General features: G+C 70.6%; 15 protein-coding genes and 2 pseudogenes. 11 read left to right on the top strand and 6 right to left on the bottom strand.

All coding sequences use genetic code 11. From position 1 onward, the window contains the following. The first annotated feature begins 418 nt into the window (after positions 1–418). Both P3T34_RS36265 and acs read left to right on the top strand, forming a co-directional pair. Positions 419–1,063 carry an acetate uptake transporter gene (locus tag P3T34_RS36265; RefSeq protein WP_280670553.1) on the top strand — a complete coding sequence of 215 codons (645 nt, stop codon included), beginning with the start codon at positions 419–421 and terminating at the stop codon, positions 1,061–1,063. Between the two features lie 61 nt (positions 1,064–1,124). After that, a complete protein-coding gene (gene acs / locus P3T34_RS36260) occupies positions 1,125–3,083 on the top strand; it encodes an acetate--CoA ligase (protein WP_280670551.1) in 1,959 nt (652 codons plus the stop codon). Between the two features lie 38 nt (positions 3,084–3,121). Here the strand turns inward: acs and P3T34_RS36255 are convergent, their stop codons facing one another. From P3T34_RS36255 to P3T34_RS36240, 4 genes are all read right to left on the bottom strand, one after another. Continuing rightward, positions 3,122–3,355: a hypothetical protein gene (locus P3T34_RS36255; RefSeq protein ID WP_280670549.1), complete on the bottom strand. Its 234-nt coding sequence runs from the start codon at positions 3,353–3,355 to the stop codon at positions 3,122–3,124. Positions 3,356–3,719: 364 nt separating this feature from the next. Next, on the bottom strand, positions 3,720–4,034 hold the full coding sequence (locus P3T34_RS36250) for a hypothetical protein (RefSeq protein WP_280670547.1): 315 nt from the start codon (positions 4,032–4,034) through the stop codon (positions 3,720–3,722). An 87-nt stretch (positions 4,035–4,121) separates the two neighbouring features. Beyond that, a complete protein-coding gene (locus tag P3T34_RS36245; protein ID WP_280670545.1) occupies positions 4,122–5,036 on the bottom strand; it encodes a SigB/SigF/SigG family RNA polymerase sigma factor in 915 nt (304 codons plus the stop codon). A 151-nt stretch (positions 5,037–5,187) separates the two neighbouring features. Beyond that, positions 5,188–6,354, bottom strand: coding sequence for an IS630 family transposase (locus P3T34_RS36240; protein WP_280670543.1), 1,167 nt, complete (start codon positions 6,352–6,354; stop codon positions 5,188–5,190). Positions 6,355–6,441: 87 nt separating this feature from the next. Here P3T34_RS36240 and P3T34_RS36235 point away from each other — a divergent pair, with 87 nt between their 5' ends. From P3T34_RS36235 to P3T34_RS36225, 3 genes and pseudogenes are all read left to right on the top strand, one after another. Beyond that, positions 6,442–6,771 carry a hypothetical protein gene (locus P3T34_RS36235; RefSeq protein ID WP_280670541.1) on the top strand — a complete coding sequence of 110 codons (330 nt, stop codon included), beginning with the start codon at positions 6,442–6,444 and terminating at the stop codon, positions 6,769–6,771. Positions 6,772–6,822: 51 nt separating this feature from the next. Continuing rightward, positions 6,823–7,299, top strand: coding sequence for a hypothetical protein (locus P3T34_RS36230; RefSeq protein ID WP_280670539.1), 477 nt, complete (start codon positions 6,823–6,825; stop codon positions 7,297–7,299). Positions 7,300–7,507: 208 nt separating this feature from the next. Continuing rightward, positions 7,508–7,789: pseudogene (locus P3T34_RS36225) on the top strand (DUF6204 family protein); the annotation flags it as partial. Between the two features lie 79 nt (positions 7,790–7,868). On the opposite strand, the gene P3T34_RS36220 reads toward P3T34_RS36225, so the two are convergent. After that, positions 7,869–9,029 (bottom strand): transposase, encoded by a 1,161-nt coding sequence (locus tag P3T34_RS36220; RefSeq protein WP_280670537.1) that lies wholly within the window; start codon positions 9,027–9,029, stop codon positions 7,869–7,871. A gap of 23 nt (positions 9,030–9,052) precedes the next feature. On the opposite strand from P3T34_RS36220, the gene tnpA reads away from it, so the two are divergent. From tnpA to P3T34_RS36195, 5 genes and pseudogenes are all read left to right on the top strand, one after another. Next, a complete protein-coding gene (gene tnpA, locus P3T34_RS36215; protein WP_280670535.1) occupies positions 9,053–9,481 on the top strand; it encodes an IS200/IS605 family transposase in 429 nt (142 codons plus the stop codon). A 139-nt stretch (positions 9,482–9,620) separates the two neighbouring features. Next, a pseudogene (locus P3T34_RS36210) lies at positions 9,621–11,277 on the top strand (IS1182 family transposase). Between the two features lie 300 nt (positions 11,278–11,577). Further along, complete coding sequence (locus P3T34_RS36205) at positions 11,578–11,973, top strand: YciI family protein (protein WP_280672612.1); 396 nt, start codon at positions 11,578–11,580, stop codon at positions 11,971–11,973. Positions 11,974–11,976: 3 nt separating this feature from the next. Continuing rightward, on the top strand, positions 11,977–13,230 hold the full coding sequence (locus P3T34_RS36200) for a sigma-70 family RNA polymerase sigma factor (protein ID WP_280672610.1): 1,254 nt from the start codon (positions 11,977–11,979) through the stop codon (positions 13,228–13,230). Positions 13,231–13,267: 37 nt separating this feature from the next. Continuing rightward, positions 13,268–13,483: a DUF2277 domain-containing protein gene (locus P3T34_RS36195; RefSeq protein WP_280670534.1), complete on the top strand. Its 216-nt coding sequence runs from the start codon at positions 13,268–13,270 to the stop codon at positions 13,481–13,483. A 35-nt stretch (positions 13,484–13,518) separates the two neighbouring features. On the opposite strand, the gene P3T34_RS36190 is transcribed toward P3T34_RS36195, so the two are convergent. Next, the gene (locus tag P3T34_RS36190; protein WP_280672607.1) at positions 13,519–15,519 is read right to left on the bottom strand and encodes a nitrate- and nitrite sensing domain-containing protein; all 2,001 of its coding nucleotides are present in this window, start codon (positions 15,517–15,519) and stop codon (positions 13,519–13,521) included. Positions 15,520–16,083: 564 nt separating this feature from the next. Here P3T34_RS36190 and cspE point away from each other — a divergent pair. After that, positions 16,084–16,293, top strand: a complete 210-nt coding sequence (gene cspE / locus P3T34_RS36185; RefSeq protein ID WP_280670532.1) for a transcription antiterminator/RNA stability regulator CspE — start codon at positions 16,084–16,086, stop codon at positions 16,291–16,293. Positions 16,294–16,356: the final 63 nt, after the last annotated feature.

Raw genomic sequence — 16,356 nt, 5'->3', positions numbered from 1 at the left:
TATCCAGGGTTGCCAGGCACCCCGGTGTGCCGGGGCGCGGACGTGCGCGCACCGGGGGGACCGGGAATGCGGGAGTGACGTGCGGGAGTGACCTGCGGTAGTGACCTGTGGGAGGTGCTACCGGGAGAACCGGGCGGCGGCGAGGACCGCGACAACGCCCAGCGCCCGCGGATGCGGGGGGCGGTCGTGGTGGCGCTCGGAGCGGTTCATACGGTCCATCCAAGTCCACCCGGATCGCGGCCGCAAGGCGCCTCGGACCGCTCTGACGAATCCTTGATACCGCGTCAACAGCCATCGCTTCCGATCCCTCGAACGAGGTCCCGAGGCACAGCACACGGAGACCGGAAGATCAGGTGTATCGCCGCCGAGGCCGGGCAGGCGACTCTCGCGGTGTCGGCCTTCACCGAAAGGACCTGTCATGGCCGACCTCGAACAACCGGAATCGCAGCCTCCCTCCAGACTCACCCCGACCCGGCCGGCCGCGGCGGCGTCGCCGGCCACCGCCGACCCGGGTGCCCTGGGCCTGGCGGCCTTCGCGATGACCACCTTCGTGCTGAGCTGCTTCAACGCCGGGTTGATCAACGTCTCCGTCGAGCGCGTCGTGCTTCCGTTGGCCCTGTTCTACGGCGGCCTCGTGCAGCTGCTCGCCGGTATGTGGGAGTTCCGCCGCGGCAACACCTTCGCCGCCACCGCCTTCTCCTCCTTCGGAGCGTTCTGGCTCTCCTTCGCGGCCTACGTCGGAGTGGTCGCGCCCAGGCTGGGCGCAGCCCACGCGTACCAGGCCACCGGGGTCTACCTGCTCGCCTGGACCGTCTTCACCGCCTATATGACGCTGGCGGCGCTGCGGACCAGCGTCTCGGTGCTGAGCGTCTTCGTGGTGCTGACCCTCACCTTCCTCTTCCTCACCATCGGCTCCTTCGCGCAGTCGACCAATATGACCAAGGTCGGCGGGTGGGCCGGGCTGGTGACGGCGGTGGTCGCCTGGTACGCCTCGTTGGCGATCGTCACCAACGGAACCTGGAAGAGAAAGGTGCTGCCCACCGGACCGCTGACCCCGCGCTGACCCGAACCGGGCCGGACACCCCACGGACACCCCACGGACACCCCATGGAGGAGGACTTGGCATGAGTGAGCAGACCTTGTCCAACCTGCTGCACGAGAGCCGGCGCTTTCCGCCGCCGCCCGGGATGGCGGCGACGGCGAACGCCACCGCGGAGACCGTCCGGGCGGCCGCGGCGGACCGGCTGGCCTTCTGGGAGCAGCAGGCCGGGCGGCTGAGCTGGGAGCAGCCCTGGACGCAGGTGCTGGACTGGAGTGCGGCGCCGTTCGCCCGCTGGTTCGTGGGCGGGCGGCTGAACGTGGCGTACAACTGCGTGGACCGGCACGTGGCGGCCGGGCACGGCGACCGGGTCGCCTTCCACTGGGAGGGCGAGCCCGGCGACCGGCGCTCGCTGACGTACGCGGAGCTGAAGGACGAGGTCTGCCGGGCCGCCAACGCGCTGGAGGAGCTCGGCGTGGAGGCCGGCGACCGGGTCGCGCTGTACATGCCGATGATCCCGGAGACCGCCGTCGCGATGCTCGCCTGCGCCCGCCTGGGCGCCCCGCACACGGTGGTCTTCGGCGGATTCTCGGCCGAGGCACTGCGCGACCGGATCCTCGACTGCGACGCCCGGGTCGTGATCACGGCCGACGGCGGCTTCCGCAAGGGCGCCGCGGCCCCGCTGAAGCCGGCGGTGGACGAGGCGGTGGCGCAGTGCCCGGACGTGCGCACCGTGCTGGTGGTGCGGCGCACCGGCAGCGCCGTCCCGTTCACCGAGGGCCGGGACGTGTGGTGGCACGAGCTGGTGGGGCGTCAGTCCACCGAGCACGTGCCGCGCGCGTTCGACGCCGAGCACCCGCTGTACATCATGTACACCTCGGGCACCACCGCCCGGCCCAAGGGCATCCTGCACACCACCGGCGGCTATCTGACCCAGGTGGCCTGGTCGCACTGGGCGGTCTTCGACATCAAGCCCGACCGGGACGTGTTCTGGACGGCCGCCGACATCGGCTGGGTCACCGGCCACTCGTACATCGTGTACGGTCCGCTGGCGAACGGGACCACCTCGGTGATGTACGAGGGCACGCCCGACACCCCGCACCAGGGCCGCTGGTGGGAGATCGTCGAGCGCTACGGCGTCACCGTGCTGTACTGCGCGCCGACCGCGATCCGCACCTTCATGAAGTGGGGCGAGCAGTTCCCCGCCCGCTTCGACCTCTCCAGCCTGCGGATCCTCGGCTCGGTCGGCGAGCCGATCAATCCCGAGGCCTGGGTCTGGTACCGGCACACCATCGGCGGCGACCGCTGCCCGGTGGTGGACACCTGGTGGCAGACCGAGACCGGCGCCCAGATGCTCAGCCCGCTGCCCGCCCTGAGCACCTGCAAACCGGGCTCGGCGCTCGGGCCGCTGCCCGGCGTCAGCGCCGAGGTGGTGGACGACGAGGGCCGCCCGGTACCGGCCGGCTCCGGCGGCTACCTGGTGCTCACCGAACCATGGCCGGCGATGCTGCGGACCATCTGGGGCGACGAGCAGCGCTACCGCGACACCTACTGGTCACGCTTCCCGGGCGTCTACTTCGCCGGGGACGGTGCCAAGAAGGACGAGGACGGCGACATCTGGCTGCTCGGCCGCGTCGACGATGTGATGAACGTGTCCGGGCACCGGATCTCCACCACCGAGGTGGAGTCCGCGCTGGTCTCCCACCCGAGCGTGGCCGAGGCAGCCGTGGTGGGCGCCTCCGATCCCACCACCGGGCAGGGCATCGTCGCATTCGTGATCCTGCGGACCGCCGGTGCCGAGGCCGCGGACTCCCCCGAGGAGACGGTGGCGGCCCTGCGCGCCCACGTCACCCACGTGATCGGCCCGATCGCCCGGCCGCGGCAGATCCTGATCGTGCCCGAGCTGCCGAAGACCCGCTCGGGCAAGATCATGCGGCGCCTGCTCAAGGACATCGCGGAGCACCGCGAGCTCGGCGATGTCACCACCCTGACGGACAGTTCGGTGATGGAGCTGATCAAGGGGCTACTACCTGAGGGGAGTTGAGCCGGGCGCAGACCGCACGGGTGCCAACCGCCGGCGTGTCAACCGCCGACGCGGGTGACGCCCGTGCAGGCCTTGCCCAGCACCGCGGAGTGCAGCCGCGCGTCGAGCTGGTGGCTGACGAACGTCGCACAGTGGTTGGCGATCGGCCCGGGGCGCGGACGCGCGGCGGCAGCAGCGGCGGCTGCGGGCGCAGCCGGGGCCAGCAGCGCCGCGGCACCGGTGAGCAGGATCAACGCCAGTGCCAGAGTGGGGAGTCGAAGCAGATGACGCATGGGAGGTTCCCTTCAGAGGCGCGGATGCCGACCCCATTCGACCCACCGGCGAACAGCCTTCACGGCAGACGCGCCGACACCCCGCAATAGTCGTACAGGCGGCCGAGGTGATGGCGCCGAGTTGATTGCCCCGGCGGCGGCCGGGTAGGCGCGCAACGAGCAACGAGCAACCAGGAGCGAAGAGTCATGGCTTCCATCCCCGTGCCACTGGATCCCGACATCGGGCCGGTGCCTCCCGATCCCACGCCGTTCCGGCCCGTCCCGCCGAAGCCGACCCCGCCGCTGCCCGATCCGGACCCGGCTCCGACTCCGGGCCCTGAGCCCGACCACCCTGACCCCGATCCCGACTCCCCTGCTACCGCTGCTACCGCACGTCGATGCCCGTGACCACCGGCTCGCCCATGAACACGGCGTCCTCCTGGTAGCCCGCCGCCGCCAGCGCGGTCAGCGCGACCGTCATGGCCAGCCGCTCGGCGGAACCGCTGTCCTCCGCCGCCACCTCCAGCCGCAGCACGAAGTGGACGCCCCCTTCCTCGGCCGTCAGCACGTCCAGGTCGGGCGTCACGGTGCCGACCTCCTCGGGGTCGACCCCGTGCAGCGCCGCCAGCAGCCGCTGCTTCGCGTCCGCGGTGAGAGGGCGCTTGAAGGTTCCTGGGATGGTCAGCACGTAGTTGCTCATACGAGGCACCTAACCGCACCCGGCCTGGGTAAACGGGCAATCGGACCACACGCTCGTCCGCTCACTGTCCCCGCTCACCGTCCCCGCTCACTCCTCGGCGAGCAGGGCCGTCCGGAGGTCGTTCAGCAGGTGGCTCAGGATGCGCGAGACGTGCATCTGGGAGACGCCCAGCCGCTCGCCGATCTGGGCCTGGGTCATCTCGGCGCCGAATCGCATCGACAGGATCGCCCGCTCACGCTCGGGCAGGGCGGCGATCAGCGGCTTGAGCGACTCCAGCTCCAGCGTCGTCTCGAAGGCCTTCTCCTCGACGGCGAAGCGGTCGACCAGGCTGCTCTCGCCGTCGCTGCCGTCCGACCCGGCGTCCAGCGAGCGCGCGGTCTGGGCGTTGCTCGCCCGCAGCCCCTCGGCGACCTCCTCCTCGGGCAGCGCGAGGTGCTCGGCCAGCTCCGCGACGGTGGGCACCCGGTCGAGCCGCTGCTCCAGGACGTCGGAGGCCTTGGCCAGCGCCAGCCGCAGCTCCTGCAGTCGCCTGGGCACGTGCACCATCCAGCCGGTGTCCCGGAAGAACCGCTTGATCTCACCGCTGATGGTGGGCAGCGCGAAGGTGGCGAACTCGACGTCGAAGGCCGGGTCGAACCGGTCGATCGCCTTGATCAGCCCGATCGTGCCGACCTGGACGATGTCGTCCAGCGGCTCGCTGCGGTGGTGGTACCGCCCGGCGGCGAACCGCACCAGCGCCATGTTGAGCTCGACCAGGGTGCCGCGGACGTACGAGTAGTCGCTGGTGCCCTCCTCCAGCGCGCGCAGGCGCACGAAGAGCTCCTTCGACAGGGCCCGCGCGTCGGCCGGGCCCACCGCGCGAGGGTTCTCGATCGCCACCGGGCCGCGTGACACCGATCCGTACGGTACGTCCCGCGCTGCCTGCGCGGTCTGCGCGGTAGCGGTGGCGGTAGCGGTGGCGGTGGCGCTGGTCGACAAGGTCATGTCCTGAAGAGCCGGCATGAGGATCTCCCCTGACGCGGTTCACCCTGTTCATCCGTTCCCTCCATCATCGCGGCTTTTCGCTCCCCCGGCCCGGGCGGGGCCGAAAACGGGTGGAAACGGGCCGCCCGGAGTGCTTAGTGGTTGGGTTCGTAAGTCCTTCGGAGGTTGATCATGCGCCGAGGCGGAGCGAGGATTCTTCCTGGTGATCGGCGGTGTGCCGGTCGAGCCTGGCCAGCAGACCGTCCAGGTCGGAGGTGGTGAACTTCCACTGGAACGGCTGTGCCGTGGCGTTGTAGCGGTCTTCGAAGGCTCGGAGCCGGTCCCCGACCTGGGCGAGGTCGGTGAAGTCGTTGGGCGAGACAACCTTGCGCTGCACGACGGAGAAGTAGATCTCCACCCGGTTCAGCCAGGAGGCGTGGACCGGTGTGTGCACCAGCACCGCGTTCGGGAAGGCGGCGGTCAAGCGGTCGGCGGCCTTCTGGCCGGCGTGGGAGGAGCCGTTGTCGACGACCCAGAACACGCGTTTCGCGCCGGCGTAGGGCTCCTGGCTTATGACCTGGGCGACCAGGTTCATGAACGGGTCGATGCCGGTGCGTGCCTCAGTGCGGCCGAACACTTTCGCCCGGTGGACGTCGTAGGCCGCCAGGTAGGCCAACGCGCCGCCGCGTCCGTAGGTGTGGTTCACCCGCATCGCCCGGGCCCGTCCCGGTGCGAGGGTGGGGTGGCAGCGGCAGCGGGCCTGGATGGAGGTCTTCTCGTCCGCGCTGATGACGTACTCGTCCGCGCCGAGCGGGACGCCCTGCCAGGTGCAGGCGTACAGGTCCAGCACCCGCTCGGCCTTGACCTGGAAGTCGGGGTCGGTGATGAAGATCCAGGAGCGGTGCTGCCAGGGCTTGATCGCGTCCGCGCGCAGCCAGCGGCGCACGGTGGAGGCCGAGATCGGGCCGGTGATGCCGCGCGAGGCGAGTTCGATGGCCAGTTCCGGGCACGACCAGCGCGCCAGCGGCACCTCGGTCTCGGTGGGCAACCGACAGGCCAGCGCCTTGGCCTGGGCCACCTGCAACGGCGTGTAGGACGGCGGCCGCCCCGACCGGTCCCGGTCGCTCAGACCGGCGAGCCCATGGTCGGCGAACCGGCCCCGCCAGCACCGCACCGTGTCCAGGTGCAGGCCGGTCTCACGAGCGATGCGCGCGTTGGAGCGCCCGCGCGCCGCGCGCAGCACGATCTGTGCGCGCATCCGCAGCCGGTACTCGGTCTTGTGGCCGTAGGCCATCAGTTTCAGCCGCTCGCGCTCGGCGGAGCGCGGGACTATCGGACGGGCGGTGGCAACGGGCAAGGCAGGCAGGCCGATCGGACGAAGTGGATCAAGGACAAGTCGTAGCCTGCCGCATCCCCGGGCCCCGCCTCGGGCAGGATGAGCGCCATGCCCACGCCCTCGGAACACGCTCGCCTGTCCGTGGAGGCGCGCCTCGGCGAGCGCGTCCGCACCGCCTGGCCGCAGATCAGGCAACTGCACGTCCGTCACCGCGGCGCCTTCGCCTACGTAGAGGCGGAACTGGCCCACGGCGAACGGGCCAAGCTGATGCGGCTGCGCTATGCAGGCACCGTCGGCAAGAGGTGGGACTTCGCCCTCTACCTGGTCGGCAGCGACCGCTACGAGGACACCATCCTGCCCACCGGCAGCCCCTCGGGCACCCCCGCCAAGGCCCTCGACTGCGCCTGCCGACCCCACCTCGCCGCCCTTGACGTCTGACCAGCGGAACCGTTTCCCGCCGACTGCCGTCCTTCCCGGGCGGGAGGGACAGTGAGCGAAGAACAGACACCAGGCTCGCGTGGGCGGTGGGGATGCCTGCTGCCAGTCGCCGGAGTGGTGCTCGGCCTTCTGGCCTGGGCCGAAGCTGATTCCTTCATCAGCGACAGCTGGTCCTACTGCATGAACATGGCGTGGCCGGCGGCGTACGACATCGCGGACAGCCCCCGTTTCTACCTCCTTTTCGACCTCCCTCTCATCGCTGCGTACTGCTGTGCGTTCCCACTGGGCTTCCTCCTGGCCAGACGCTTCCTCGTCCCGTCACGGCGCCGCTTCGTCCGAGCGTTGACCGGAATCCTGGCCGGGCTGCTGATGCTCTCGGCCGTCCTTGCCAGTGACCTGGCGTACAACGCCGCGCCGCCGCATGGGGATTACTTGAGCGCCCGCTGCCCGCACGGCCGACCGCCCTGGTGGCCGAAGCCCCTTCCACTGCGCGACTCTCCATTCGCAGACTTCGAGCACCACGGCTGACCACCCGAGCCGACGTGAGAAGTCCACCCAGTCCCCACCATGCCAAGTGACCCGCATCGGTGCGGTGGCGGCTCCCAGACCAGCGGCTACGTCAAGCTCCCTGCTACACCACATGGCGGGACACCATGCCGACCAGACTCCGTCCGCCACACCGCCCCCGCAGTCAACCCCCGAAGGACTTACGGCGCGAACCACTTAGGGTCCGGGCATGACCACTCGTACCTTCCGCATCACCGTCCGTGGCGCCTTCGACGCGCTCGGCACGGACCAGCGCGCCGAGCTGCTGGCCCGCGCGTCGGAGCACGACGTGCTGCAGGCGGCCTTCACCGAGCAGGGCCACCTCAGCTACGACCTCGCTGCCCGCCCCTTCTTCACCTTCCGCTTCCTGGAGGCGGGCGAGGCCGAGGAGGATATCCTGGCGGCCACCGAGCGCGCCGAGACCGCCGCCCGGGCCTGGCTGGCCGAGCGCGGCTACGGGTACAAGAACGTCAACTTGACCCGGCCGTAATCGACCGGGCTTGGAGGTAGGGCGCGGCTGGCTGCGGCGTGGCCTCCTCCGTCTGAGCCACCTAGGGGGTGGCTGGGACGCGTGACTCACGCCCCGCTATCCACACGGCCTCGCCCTCGCGGGCGATGTTGCGGGATGCATTGTGGTCCGCGTGCATCGTGACGCCGCAGGCGCGGCACGCGAAACTCGCTTGATCGACGCGGTTTCTGCGGTCGACGTGATGGCACTCGGAGCAGCGCTGGCTGGTGTACGCCGGGTCGACGTGCACCAGTGGTACTCCGGCCCGGCGCGCCTTGTACTCCACGTAGGAGGCGAGCTGGTGGAAGCCCCACGAGTGCAGTGGTTGCCGCTGGTCCTTGCGGAGCCGTACCCGGTCGCGGATGCCCGTGAGGTCTTCCAGGGCGATACCGCAGCCGGTGCGTTCAGCGGTCGTGACGATGGTCTTTGAGATGATGTGGTTCTGGTTGGCGGCGTGCCGGGTCTCCGTGCGGGAGCGCTTCTTCAGCAGGCGTTTGGCGGACTTGGTTCCCTTGGCCTGCAGCTTCCTGCGCAGGTCGAGCTGCCGCCTGCGATGCCGGTTCACGCCGCGCCCGGCAGCCCGATAGCCAGTCGAGGTGGTGGCGATGTTGACGATCCCGAGGTCCACGCCGATGAAACCCGCCGGGTCCTGGTTCAGCGGAGCCTCGGGCACCTCGCACGTGGCGACCAGGTAGAACACGCCGTCGCGTTCGATGAGATCGGACTCACCCTGCCGGTGCCCGCGAAGGGCCTTGAGGGCGTCCGGGGAGCACGCAAAGCGCACGCCCTTGAGGCGGCCGGCGATGGTCCATACCGACACCGTTTGCTGGTCGTACCGCCAGGACAGACACCTGTCGTCGTACGTCTGGGCAGCGGCAGGCCGAAATGCGATGGGCTTGGACTCGGCCTTGATCCTGCGCTTGGAGCCTGGCTTTCCGAGGTTCCCGGCCCGGATGTTCGCCTTCAACGCGGTGTAGGCGTCCCGAACCTTCTTGATCACATGCTGGGCGGCCTGTGCCCCCAGCCCACGGGCCCTCAACTCGGCGTACGTGTGCTTGCGCAGCTCGTACTCGCGCGGCACGCCTCGATCGAAAGCGATCCCGGACACCCAGTTCGCCGCTTCGTTGGCCGTGCGCAAGGTGCCCTCCAGTGCCGACACCTGTTCGGGCGTCGGCAGGAGCTTCACCTGCACCACGATCTTCACGCGCGAGATTCTATCATTGATCTATGTCGCCACGATGGGAACCAAATCCCGGTATTCGCAGGGGCCGTACGGTCGTCCACACTCTCCACGCCCACTTGGTCTTCACACCCAAATACCGACGCGGACCGTTCACCGATGAGATCCTCAAGCGCTGCGAAGAGGTCATGCGGGCCGTCTGCGCCGACTTCGAGACCGAGCTGGTCGAGTTCAACGGCGAACGCGACCACGTCCACCTGCTCGTGCACTACCCGCCGAAGGTCGCCCTGTCCCGCCTGGTCGGATCACTCAAAGGCGTCTCTGCCCGCCGTCTGCGCCAGGAATTCCCCGACCACATCCGCAAGTATCTGTGGGGCGCGCACTTCTGGTCCCCGTCCTACTTCGCCGCATCCTGCGGCGGCGCACCCCTGTCGACCATCAAGGAGTACATCGAGAACCAGCAACGCCCCCAGTGACACGGCGGTGCTCCGCACCACCGGGACTCAGGAAGCGAATCCTCCCGGGCGTTCACGACTCCGTTGGGAAATCCGTAAACCGGTGACAGTGGATGGTCTGGGCTGTCAGGATCGGCTCGTTGTCGATCAAGGGGGTCGGATGTCGCTGGAGCCACGGGGTGACCTGGGAGTGCCGGAGCTGACCGTGCGGGTGGTGCGGGCTTCGTTCCCGAAGGGGACGCTGGCGATTCGCGTTCGGGAGGCGCTTGGGCCGCTGTTCGAGGACGAGTCATTTGCCGTGGCGTTCCCTACTCGCGGTCGGCCTGCGGTCTCGCCCGGGGCCCTGGCGCTGGTGTCGGTACTGCAGTACGCGGAGGGGCTCAGCGACCGGCAGGCCGCCGATCAGGTCCGGGCCCGGATGGACTGGAAGTTTCTGCTCGGCCTTGAACTGGACGATCCAGGCTTCGACTTCACCGTCCTTGGCGACTTCCGTTCCCGGCTGATCGAGCACGGCTTGGAGGAGAGGCTCCTGGAGCTGATCCTGGGACGGATCCGCGAGCTCGGACTGCTGCGCGCGGGTGGCCGTCAACGTACCGATTCCACCCATGTACTGGCGGCGGTAAGGACGTTGAACCGGATGGAGTTCGTCGGCGAGACCTTGCGAGCGGCTCTGGAGGTCCTGGCTGCAGCGGCCCCGCAGTGGCTGGCCGGGCTCGTGACGGCCGAGTGGGTCGAGCGCTACGGAGCTCGGATCGACTCCTACCGCTTCCCCAAAGGCGACAACATCCGGCAGGAGTGGGCCGAGCAGGTCGGCCGGGACGGTTTCACTTTCTTGGAGGCCGTCTTCGCACCCGGTGCGCCAGGCTGGCTGCGGGAGATCCCCGCCGTCCAGGTCCTGCGCCGGGCCTGGGTGGAGCAGTACCACCGCGACGGTGAGGGGGTGCGCTGGCGGGAGGCGAAGGACCTCCCGCCAGCCAGAGCCCGGCTGTCCTCGCCCTACGACCTCGACGCCCGCTTCGGGATGAAGCGGGGCTCGGGCTGGTGCGGCTACAAGACCCATCTGAGTGAGACCTGCGAGAGCGACGCTCCGCACGTGATCACCCATGTGGTCACCACGGACGCGACCATTGGCGACACCGAGGTCACCGAGACCGTCCACGAGGGCCTGGCCGCGAGGGAGTTACCTCCCAGCGAGCACGCCGTGGATGCCGGCTACGTCACTGCCGCCCACATCGTCGCCCGCCCGCGACACACACCGGATCGACCTGCTCGGACCCGTCGCAGCGGACACGATGCACGAACGCCACGAGGGCGAGCACATCCCCCAGAGTGCCTTCATCGTCGACTGGGACGCCAGGAAGGTCACCTGCCCGCAAGGAGCGGTCAGCGTCAGCTGGTCCGACCAGCGCAAACCCAGCGGAACCCCGATCACCCGGGTGCACTTCGCGCTCCGGGACTGCGATCCATGCCCGGCACGAACGCGGTGCACCAAGGCCGCGAACGGCCGATACGGCCGCACCCTCACACTCCTACCCCAAGAGCAGCAGCAGGTCCTGGAGCAACGCCGCGTCGAGCAACAGACCGAGGAATGGAAGGCCCGCTACGACGTCCGGGCAGGCGTAGAAGGAACGATCTCGCAGGCCGTGCGCCGCACGGGCATCCGCAGGACCCGCTACACCGGGCTGGCCAAGACCCACCTCGGCAACGTGCTCGCCGCCACCGCAATCAACCTCATCCGGCTCGACGCCTGGCTCACCGACACACCACTCGGCGATACAAGAACCTCACACCTGGCCGCACTCGACCTGGCAGCCTGATCAGCCCGGTTTACGGATTTCCCAACGGAGTCGTGAACGCCCGGGGTTCCTCGCTAGATCACGCTGAAGTCGCAGGCCGAGGACCTCTCCCAAGCGGCCCTGGGCAAGCGCCAGCGCCGCGCCGCCGCCCAGCAGACCGCCTGATCGCCTGATCGCCTGAACCCGGCTGAGTCCGTCAGCCCGGAAAATCTCTCGATCCGGTCGCGTCCAGGACGTCGAAATCGCGGAGCCTGCTTCTACTGAGGGGTGAGAGCGCCCGTCGGGGGCGCGCGTGAGGATGAGGAGCAGGCCGTGAAGTACATGCTGCTGATGCAGTTCAGCGGGAACATGTCCGATGAGCTGCCGCCGATCGGGACGTGGTCGGAGTCCGAGCTCCAGGCCCACATCGCCTTCATGGTGGGGGCCAACCAGAAGCTCGCCGCGTCCGGCGAGCTGGTCGATGCCCAGGGTCTGGCGATGCCCGCGACCGCCCGGATCGTCCGGGCCGGCCGCGACGGCGCCCCGCTGGTCACCGAGGGCCCGTTCGCCGAGACCAAGGAGTTCCTGGCCGGCTACTGGATCGTCGACTGCGAGGGCCTTGAGCGGGCGGTGGAGATCGCCGCATTCGTCTCGACGGCCCCCGGCCCCGGCGGCAGGCCGCTGAACATGCCGATCGAGGTCCGCCAGGTGATGTCGGCGCCCTCCGAGGAGATGTGAGCGCTGTCCGAGACCGCTGAAACCACCGACCACCTGCTGCGCCGCCTGGCGCCGCAGGTCGTCGGCGTGCTCACCCGCCGTTTCGGGGACTTCGACGGCGCCGAGGACGCCGTGCAGGAGGCGCTGCTGGCGGCGGCGACGCAGTGGCCGCAGGAGGGCGTGCCCGGCAGTCCGCGGGGCTGGCTGATCCAGGTGGCGTCCCGGCGCATGATCGAGCAGGTCCGCAATGAGCAGGCGCGCCGGCGCCGCGAGCAGCTGGTCGCCCGGCAGGTGCCCGACGACCGGCAGACGGCGCCGGCCTCCGACAGCGAGGACGCGAGCGGCCGCGACGACACGCTGCTGCTGCTCTTCCTCTGCTGCCACCCCGCGCTCTCGCCCGCCTCCGCGATCGCGCTGACGCTGCGCTCGGTGGCGGGGCTGAGCACGGCGGAGATCGCGCACGCCTTCCTGGTCCCCGAGGCGACCATGGGCCAGCGGATCAGCCGGGCCAAGCAGCGCATCAAGGCCTCCGGGATCCCCTTCCGGATGCCGGCGCAGGACGAGCGGGCCGATCGGCTCGCCGCGGTCCTGCAGGTGCTCTATCTGATCTTCAACGAGGGCTACACCAGCACCGCCGGGCCCGACCTGCAGCGCGTCGAGCTGTCCCGCGAGGCGATCCGGCTGGCCCGGGCCGTGCACGCGACGCTCCCGGACGACAGCGAGGTCGCCGGGCTGCTGGCGCTGATGCTGCTGGACCACGCCCGCAGCGCGGCGCGCACCGGCCCGGACGGCGAGCTGATCCCGCTGGACCGCCAGGACCGCAGCCGGTGGGACGGCGAGGCCGTCGCCGAGGGCATCGCGCTGATCACCCGCGCCCTGCCCCGGGGGCCGCTCGGCCCGTACCAGGTCCAGGCGGCGATTGCCGCCGTCCATGACGAGGCGCGGACGGCCGAGGCGACCGACTGGCCGCAGATCCTGGCGCTCTACGGAGTGCTGGAGCGCGTCGCGCCCGGGCCGGTGGTCACCCTCAACCGGGCCGTCGCCGCCGCGATGGTGCACGGCCCGGACGCCGGGCTCGCGCTGCTGGCGACCGTGGAGTCCGATCCGCGCCTGGCGGGCGACCACCGGCTGTACGTGGCCCGGGCGCACCTGCTGGAGATGGCCGGCGACCGGGCGGGCGCCGCCGCGAACTACCGCGAGGCGGCGAGCCGGACGGCCAGCCTGCCGGAGCGGCACTACCTGACGCTGCGCGCCGCACGGGCCGCCGGGGCCCCGTAGCCCCGGCCCTCCCCAGCGTGTGGGGCACACTGGAGTCATGTGCCGCAGCATCAAGACGCTCCGCCCACCCGCGATGCCCGAGGTGACCGAGGAGGACATCCGGGCCGCCGCCCTGCAGTACGTCCGCAAGGTCTCCGGCTTCCACGCCCCTGCCGCCCACAACCGGGCCGCCTTCGAGGCCGCGGTCGACGCGGTGGCGGAGGCCACCGGCGAGCTGCTCGCCGCGCTGGTCGTCCGAGGCGTCACTGCCTAGGGCCTGCCCGAGCCCTCGGTCGCGGGCGGGCACCGTCACTGACGTCCTGACAGCAGGCCGGCTCCCGGCCCCGGGCCGCCCTGGGTGACGGCGGGCTGCGCCTCGGCGGCGATCAGCGGCGACGTCGTGTGGCCGGTCCGCGCCGGTGCGTCGTACGGGGTGAGGTCGGCGGGGAGCACCACCAGGGCCGCCGTGCCGCCGGAGTCGCTCGGGCGCAGCTGGATCCGGATACCGTGCCGCAGGGCGAGCCGGCCGACCACGAAGAGGCCCATCCGGCGCGAGACCGAGACGTCCACGGTCGGCGGGTTGGCCAGCCGCTCGTTGATCTCGCCGAGGTCGTCGGGGCTGAGGCCGATGCCGGTGTCGTGGATCTCGACCAGCACCCGGCCGTCGGGCAGCGCGTGGCCGGTGACCCGGACGCGGGTCTGCGGGCTGGAGAAGGAGGTGGCGTTCTCCAGCAGCTCGGCGAGCAGGTGGACGAGGTCGTTGACGACCCGCCCGGCGACCTCCGCCGTCGGGACGGCGGCGAGTTCGATGCGCTCGTACTGCTCCACCTCGGAGGCGGCCGCGCGCAGCACGTCCACCAGCGGGACCGGGCGGGTCCAGCGGCGGCCCGGGTCCTCGCCCGCCAGGACGAGGAGGTTCTCGCCGTTGCGGCGCATGCGGGTCGCGAGGTGGTCGAGCTTGAACAGGCTGGCGAGCTGGTCGGGGTCGGCCTCGCGGCTCTCCAGCTCGGAGATCAGCGAGAGTTGACGCTGGATCAGGCCCTGGCTGCGGCGCGAGAGGTTGGTGAACATCGCGTTGATGTTGCCTCGCAGCAGCGCCTGCTCGGCGGCCAGTCGGACGGCCTCGCGGTGCACCATGTCGAAGGCGTGCGCCACATGGCCGATCTCGTCGGTGCTGTCGATCCCGATCGGGGTCACCTCGCTGCTCACCTCCAGCGGCTCTGCCCGGGACAACGCGAAGACCAGATCCGGGAGTTGGCGCTCGGCGACATCCTCGGCCGCCCGCTGCAGCCGGGCCAGCGCCCGCGCCATCGAGCGGGCCACCAGCGCCGCCCCGCCTACCGCGACCAGCAGCACCAGGGAGACCAGGATCGCGTTGAGCACGGCGGTTTGCTCGGTGCGCGAGCGCAGGCTCGCGGCCTGGCCGTCCATGTCGCCGAGCAGCTTCTGCTCCACCTGGTTCATCGCCTGGATGCGCCGCCCGGCCAGGCTGTTCCAGGTGGTGGCGGACATCTCGCCGGCCAGCGTGTGACCCGACGGGTCGGTCAGCACCTGGTGGGCGTACTGGTCGGCGTCCAGGGTGCTGGCGTCGTGGGTGAGCGAGGCGAGCAGCGGCCCCGCGCTTGCCGTGCCGTAGGCGGCGCGGAAGGCCGCGAGTTGGCTGTCGCGGTCCTTGGCCGCCTGGGCGGCGTACGCCTGGTCGTCCGCGCTGAGCCGCTGCCCCGGGCCGGCCAGCGCGGCGCCGATCACCGCGCGCAGCACGGACGCGTCGTCCTGGGCCAGCGAGAACTGCTGGAGCGCGTGGGCGATGCGGATGATCCGCGAGTTGCCGGTGGCCAGCGCCATGTCCTGGCCCAGGTCGACGGCGCTGCGGGCGACCGCGTCGTAGGCGCTCACGGTCTTCTGGACCGGGCTGCGGCCGGTCGTCGTGGGCGCGAAGGCGTCCTGGCGGATCGCGGACAGCTCCCGCAGACCGGACTGCACGGCGAGCACGGAGATGTCACCGCCGGGCAGTGTGTCGGGTTTGACGGCCTGGGTGACGGCCGCGAAGGCGGCCTGTGCACGGTCGGTGGTGTCCCGGGCCGCCTGCACGTCGGCATCCACCGCGCCGCTCTGGGTGGGCGGTTGGGCCGGCAGGACGCTGGCGGAGATGTCGCGCTCCTGCTGCAGCGCGTCGGCCAGCGCGGTCGCGGCGGACGCCAGCCGGTTGGTCGCCGCGACCGAGTCGAGGTCCTGCCCGCGCTGCAGCGAACTCTGCACCCGCAGGCCCCCCAGCACGGTGGCAGCCAGCACGGGCAGCGCCAGCAGCACCGCCAACCGGCTGCGTATGCGCCAGTTGCGCAGCGCAAAGCTCTTGGCCGTACGGCGCCTTGACTCCTCGAATGACCCGTGTGAAGCGTGTGACCCGTGCACGTTTGTCGCAACCCTTGGGAGCAGCGCCCAGCGCCGACGCGCGGGACGAGTGAATGTGAACAGAAAGGTGCCTTCGCGCGGTGCTTATGGCGATGCTTAGGATGAAGCGTCGTCGCAGCCGGTTCTCGGGCGGACGTTCGCCGCACAGGCGCGGAACCCGGCGGCCGGGCGAACGGCGCGGGCCGAGCGGGCGGTACGGGCAGAGCAGGTGGCGGGTCTGCCGCGAAGGTGGCCAGGCCGAGTCGGATGCCAGAGACATACGCGGACACATACGCGGATTGACATGAGCATGAGCCTAGCAGGCCGTCGACGGTGCGTGACCGAATGGCAACAGATGGCGAGAAGCCGCCACCACCCGCCCGCCCAGCCACCCTCGATCCGTTTCTCACCGCCGGGCGTTGGGCATGATCGCGGCGGCGCAGTGCTGCAGGCCGCGCCCCGGACACGAGCGAGGACATGTAGATGACGGCGATACAGGGTCAGGTCAAGTGGTTCAACGAGACCAAGGGGTTCGGCTTCATCACCCCCGAGGACGGGAGCAAGGACGTCTTCGTCCACTTCTCCGCGATCCAGAGCAACGGCTTCAAGACCCTCGCCGAGGGCCAGAACGTCCAGTTCGAGATCCAGGACGGCCCCAAGGGCCCGAGCGCCGCGAACGTCGTCGCCATCTGACCGCCCCGCACGCCCGGTTGGCCCGGCGCCCGCCCTCACGCAGCATCGAGGGCGGGCGCCGGG

Origin of the sequence: Kitasatospora sp. MAP12-44 (genome assembly GCF_029892095.1) — a bacterium.
Taxonomy (GTDB): domain Bacteria; phylum Actinomycetota; class Actinomycetes; order Streptomycetales; family Streptomycetaceae; genus Kitasatospora.
Note: the sequence above shows the minus strand (reverse complement) of the source record. Positions and strands in the feature narration are given on the sequence as shown.

Coding starts and splice junctions, on each gene's coding strand:
- P3T34_RS36265 (WP_280670553.1), top strand. CDS start 419: ATGGCCGACCTCGAACAACCGGAATCGCAGCCTCCCTCCAGACTCACC.
- acs (WP_280670551.1), top strand. CDS start 1,125: ATGAGTGAGCAGACCTTGTCCAACCTGCTGCACGAGAGCCGGCGCTTT.
- P3T34_RS36255 (WP_280670549.1), bottom strand. CDS start 3,355: ATGCGTCATCTGCTTCGACTCCCCACTCTGGCACTGGCGTTGATCCTG.
- P3T34_RS36250 (WP_280670547.1), bottom strand. CDS start 4,034: ATGAGCAACTACGTGCTGACCATCCCAGGAACCTTCAAGCGCCCTCTC.
- P3T34_RS36245 (WP_280670545.1), bottom strand. CDS start 5,036: ATGCCGGCTCTTCAGGACATGACCTTGTCGACCAGCGCCACCGCCACC.
- P3T34_RS36235 (WP_280670541.1), top strand. CDS start 6,442: ATGCCCACGCCCTCGGAACACGCTCGCCTGTCCGTGGAGGCGCGCCTC.
- tnpA (WP_280670535.1), top strand. CDS start 9,053: ATGTCGCCACGATGGGAACCAAATCCCGGTATTCGCAGGGGCCGTACG.
- P3T34_RS36205 (WP_280672612.1), top strand. CDS start 11,578: ATGCTGCTGATGCAGTTCAGCGGGAACATGTCCGATGAGCTGCCGCCG.
- P3T34_RS36195 (WP_280670534.1), top strand. CDS start 13,268: ATGTGCCGCAGCATCAAGACGCTCCGCCCACCCGCGATGCCCGAGGTG.
- cspE (WP_280670532.1), top strand. CDS start 16,084: ATGACGGCGATACAGGGTCAGGTCAAGTGGTTCAACGAGACCAAGGGG.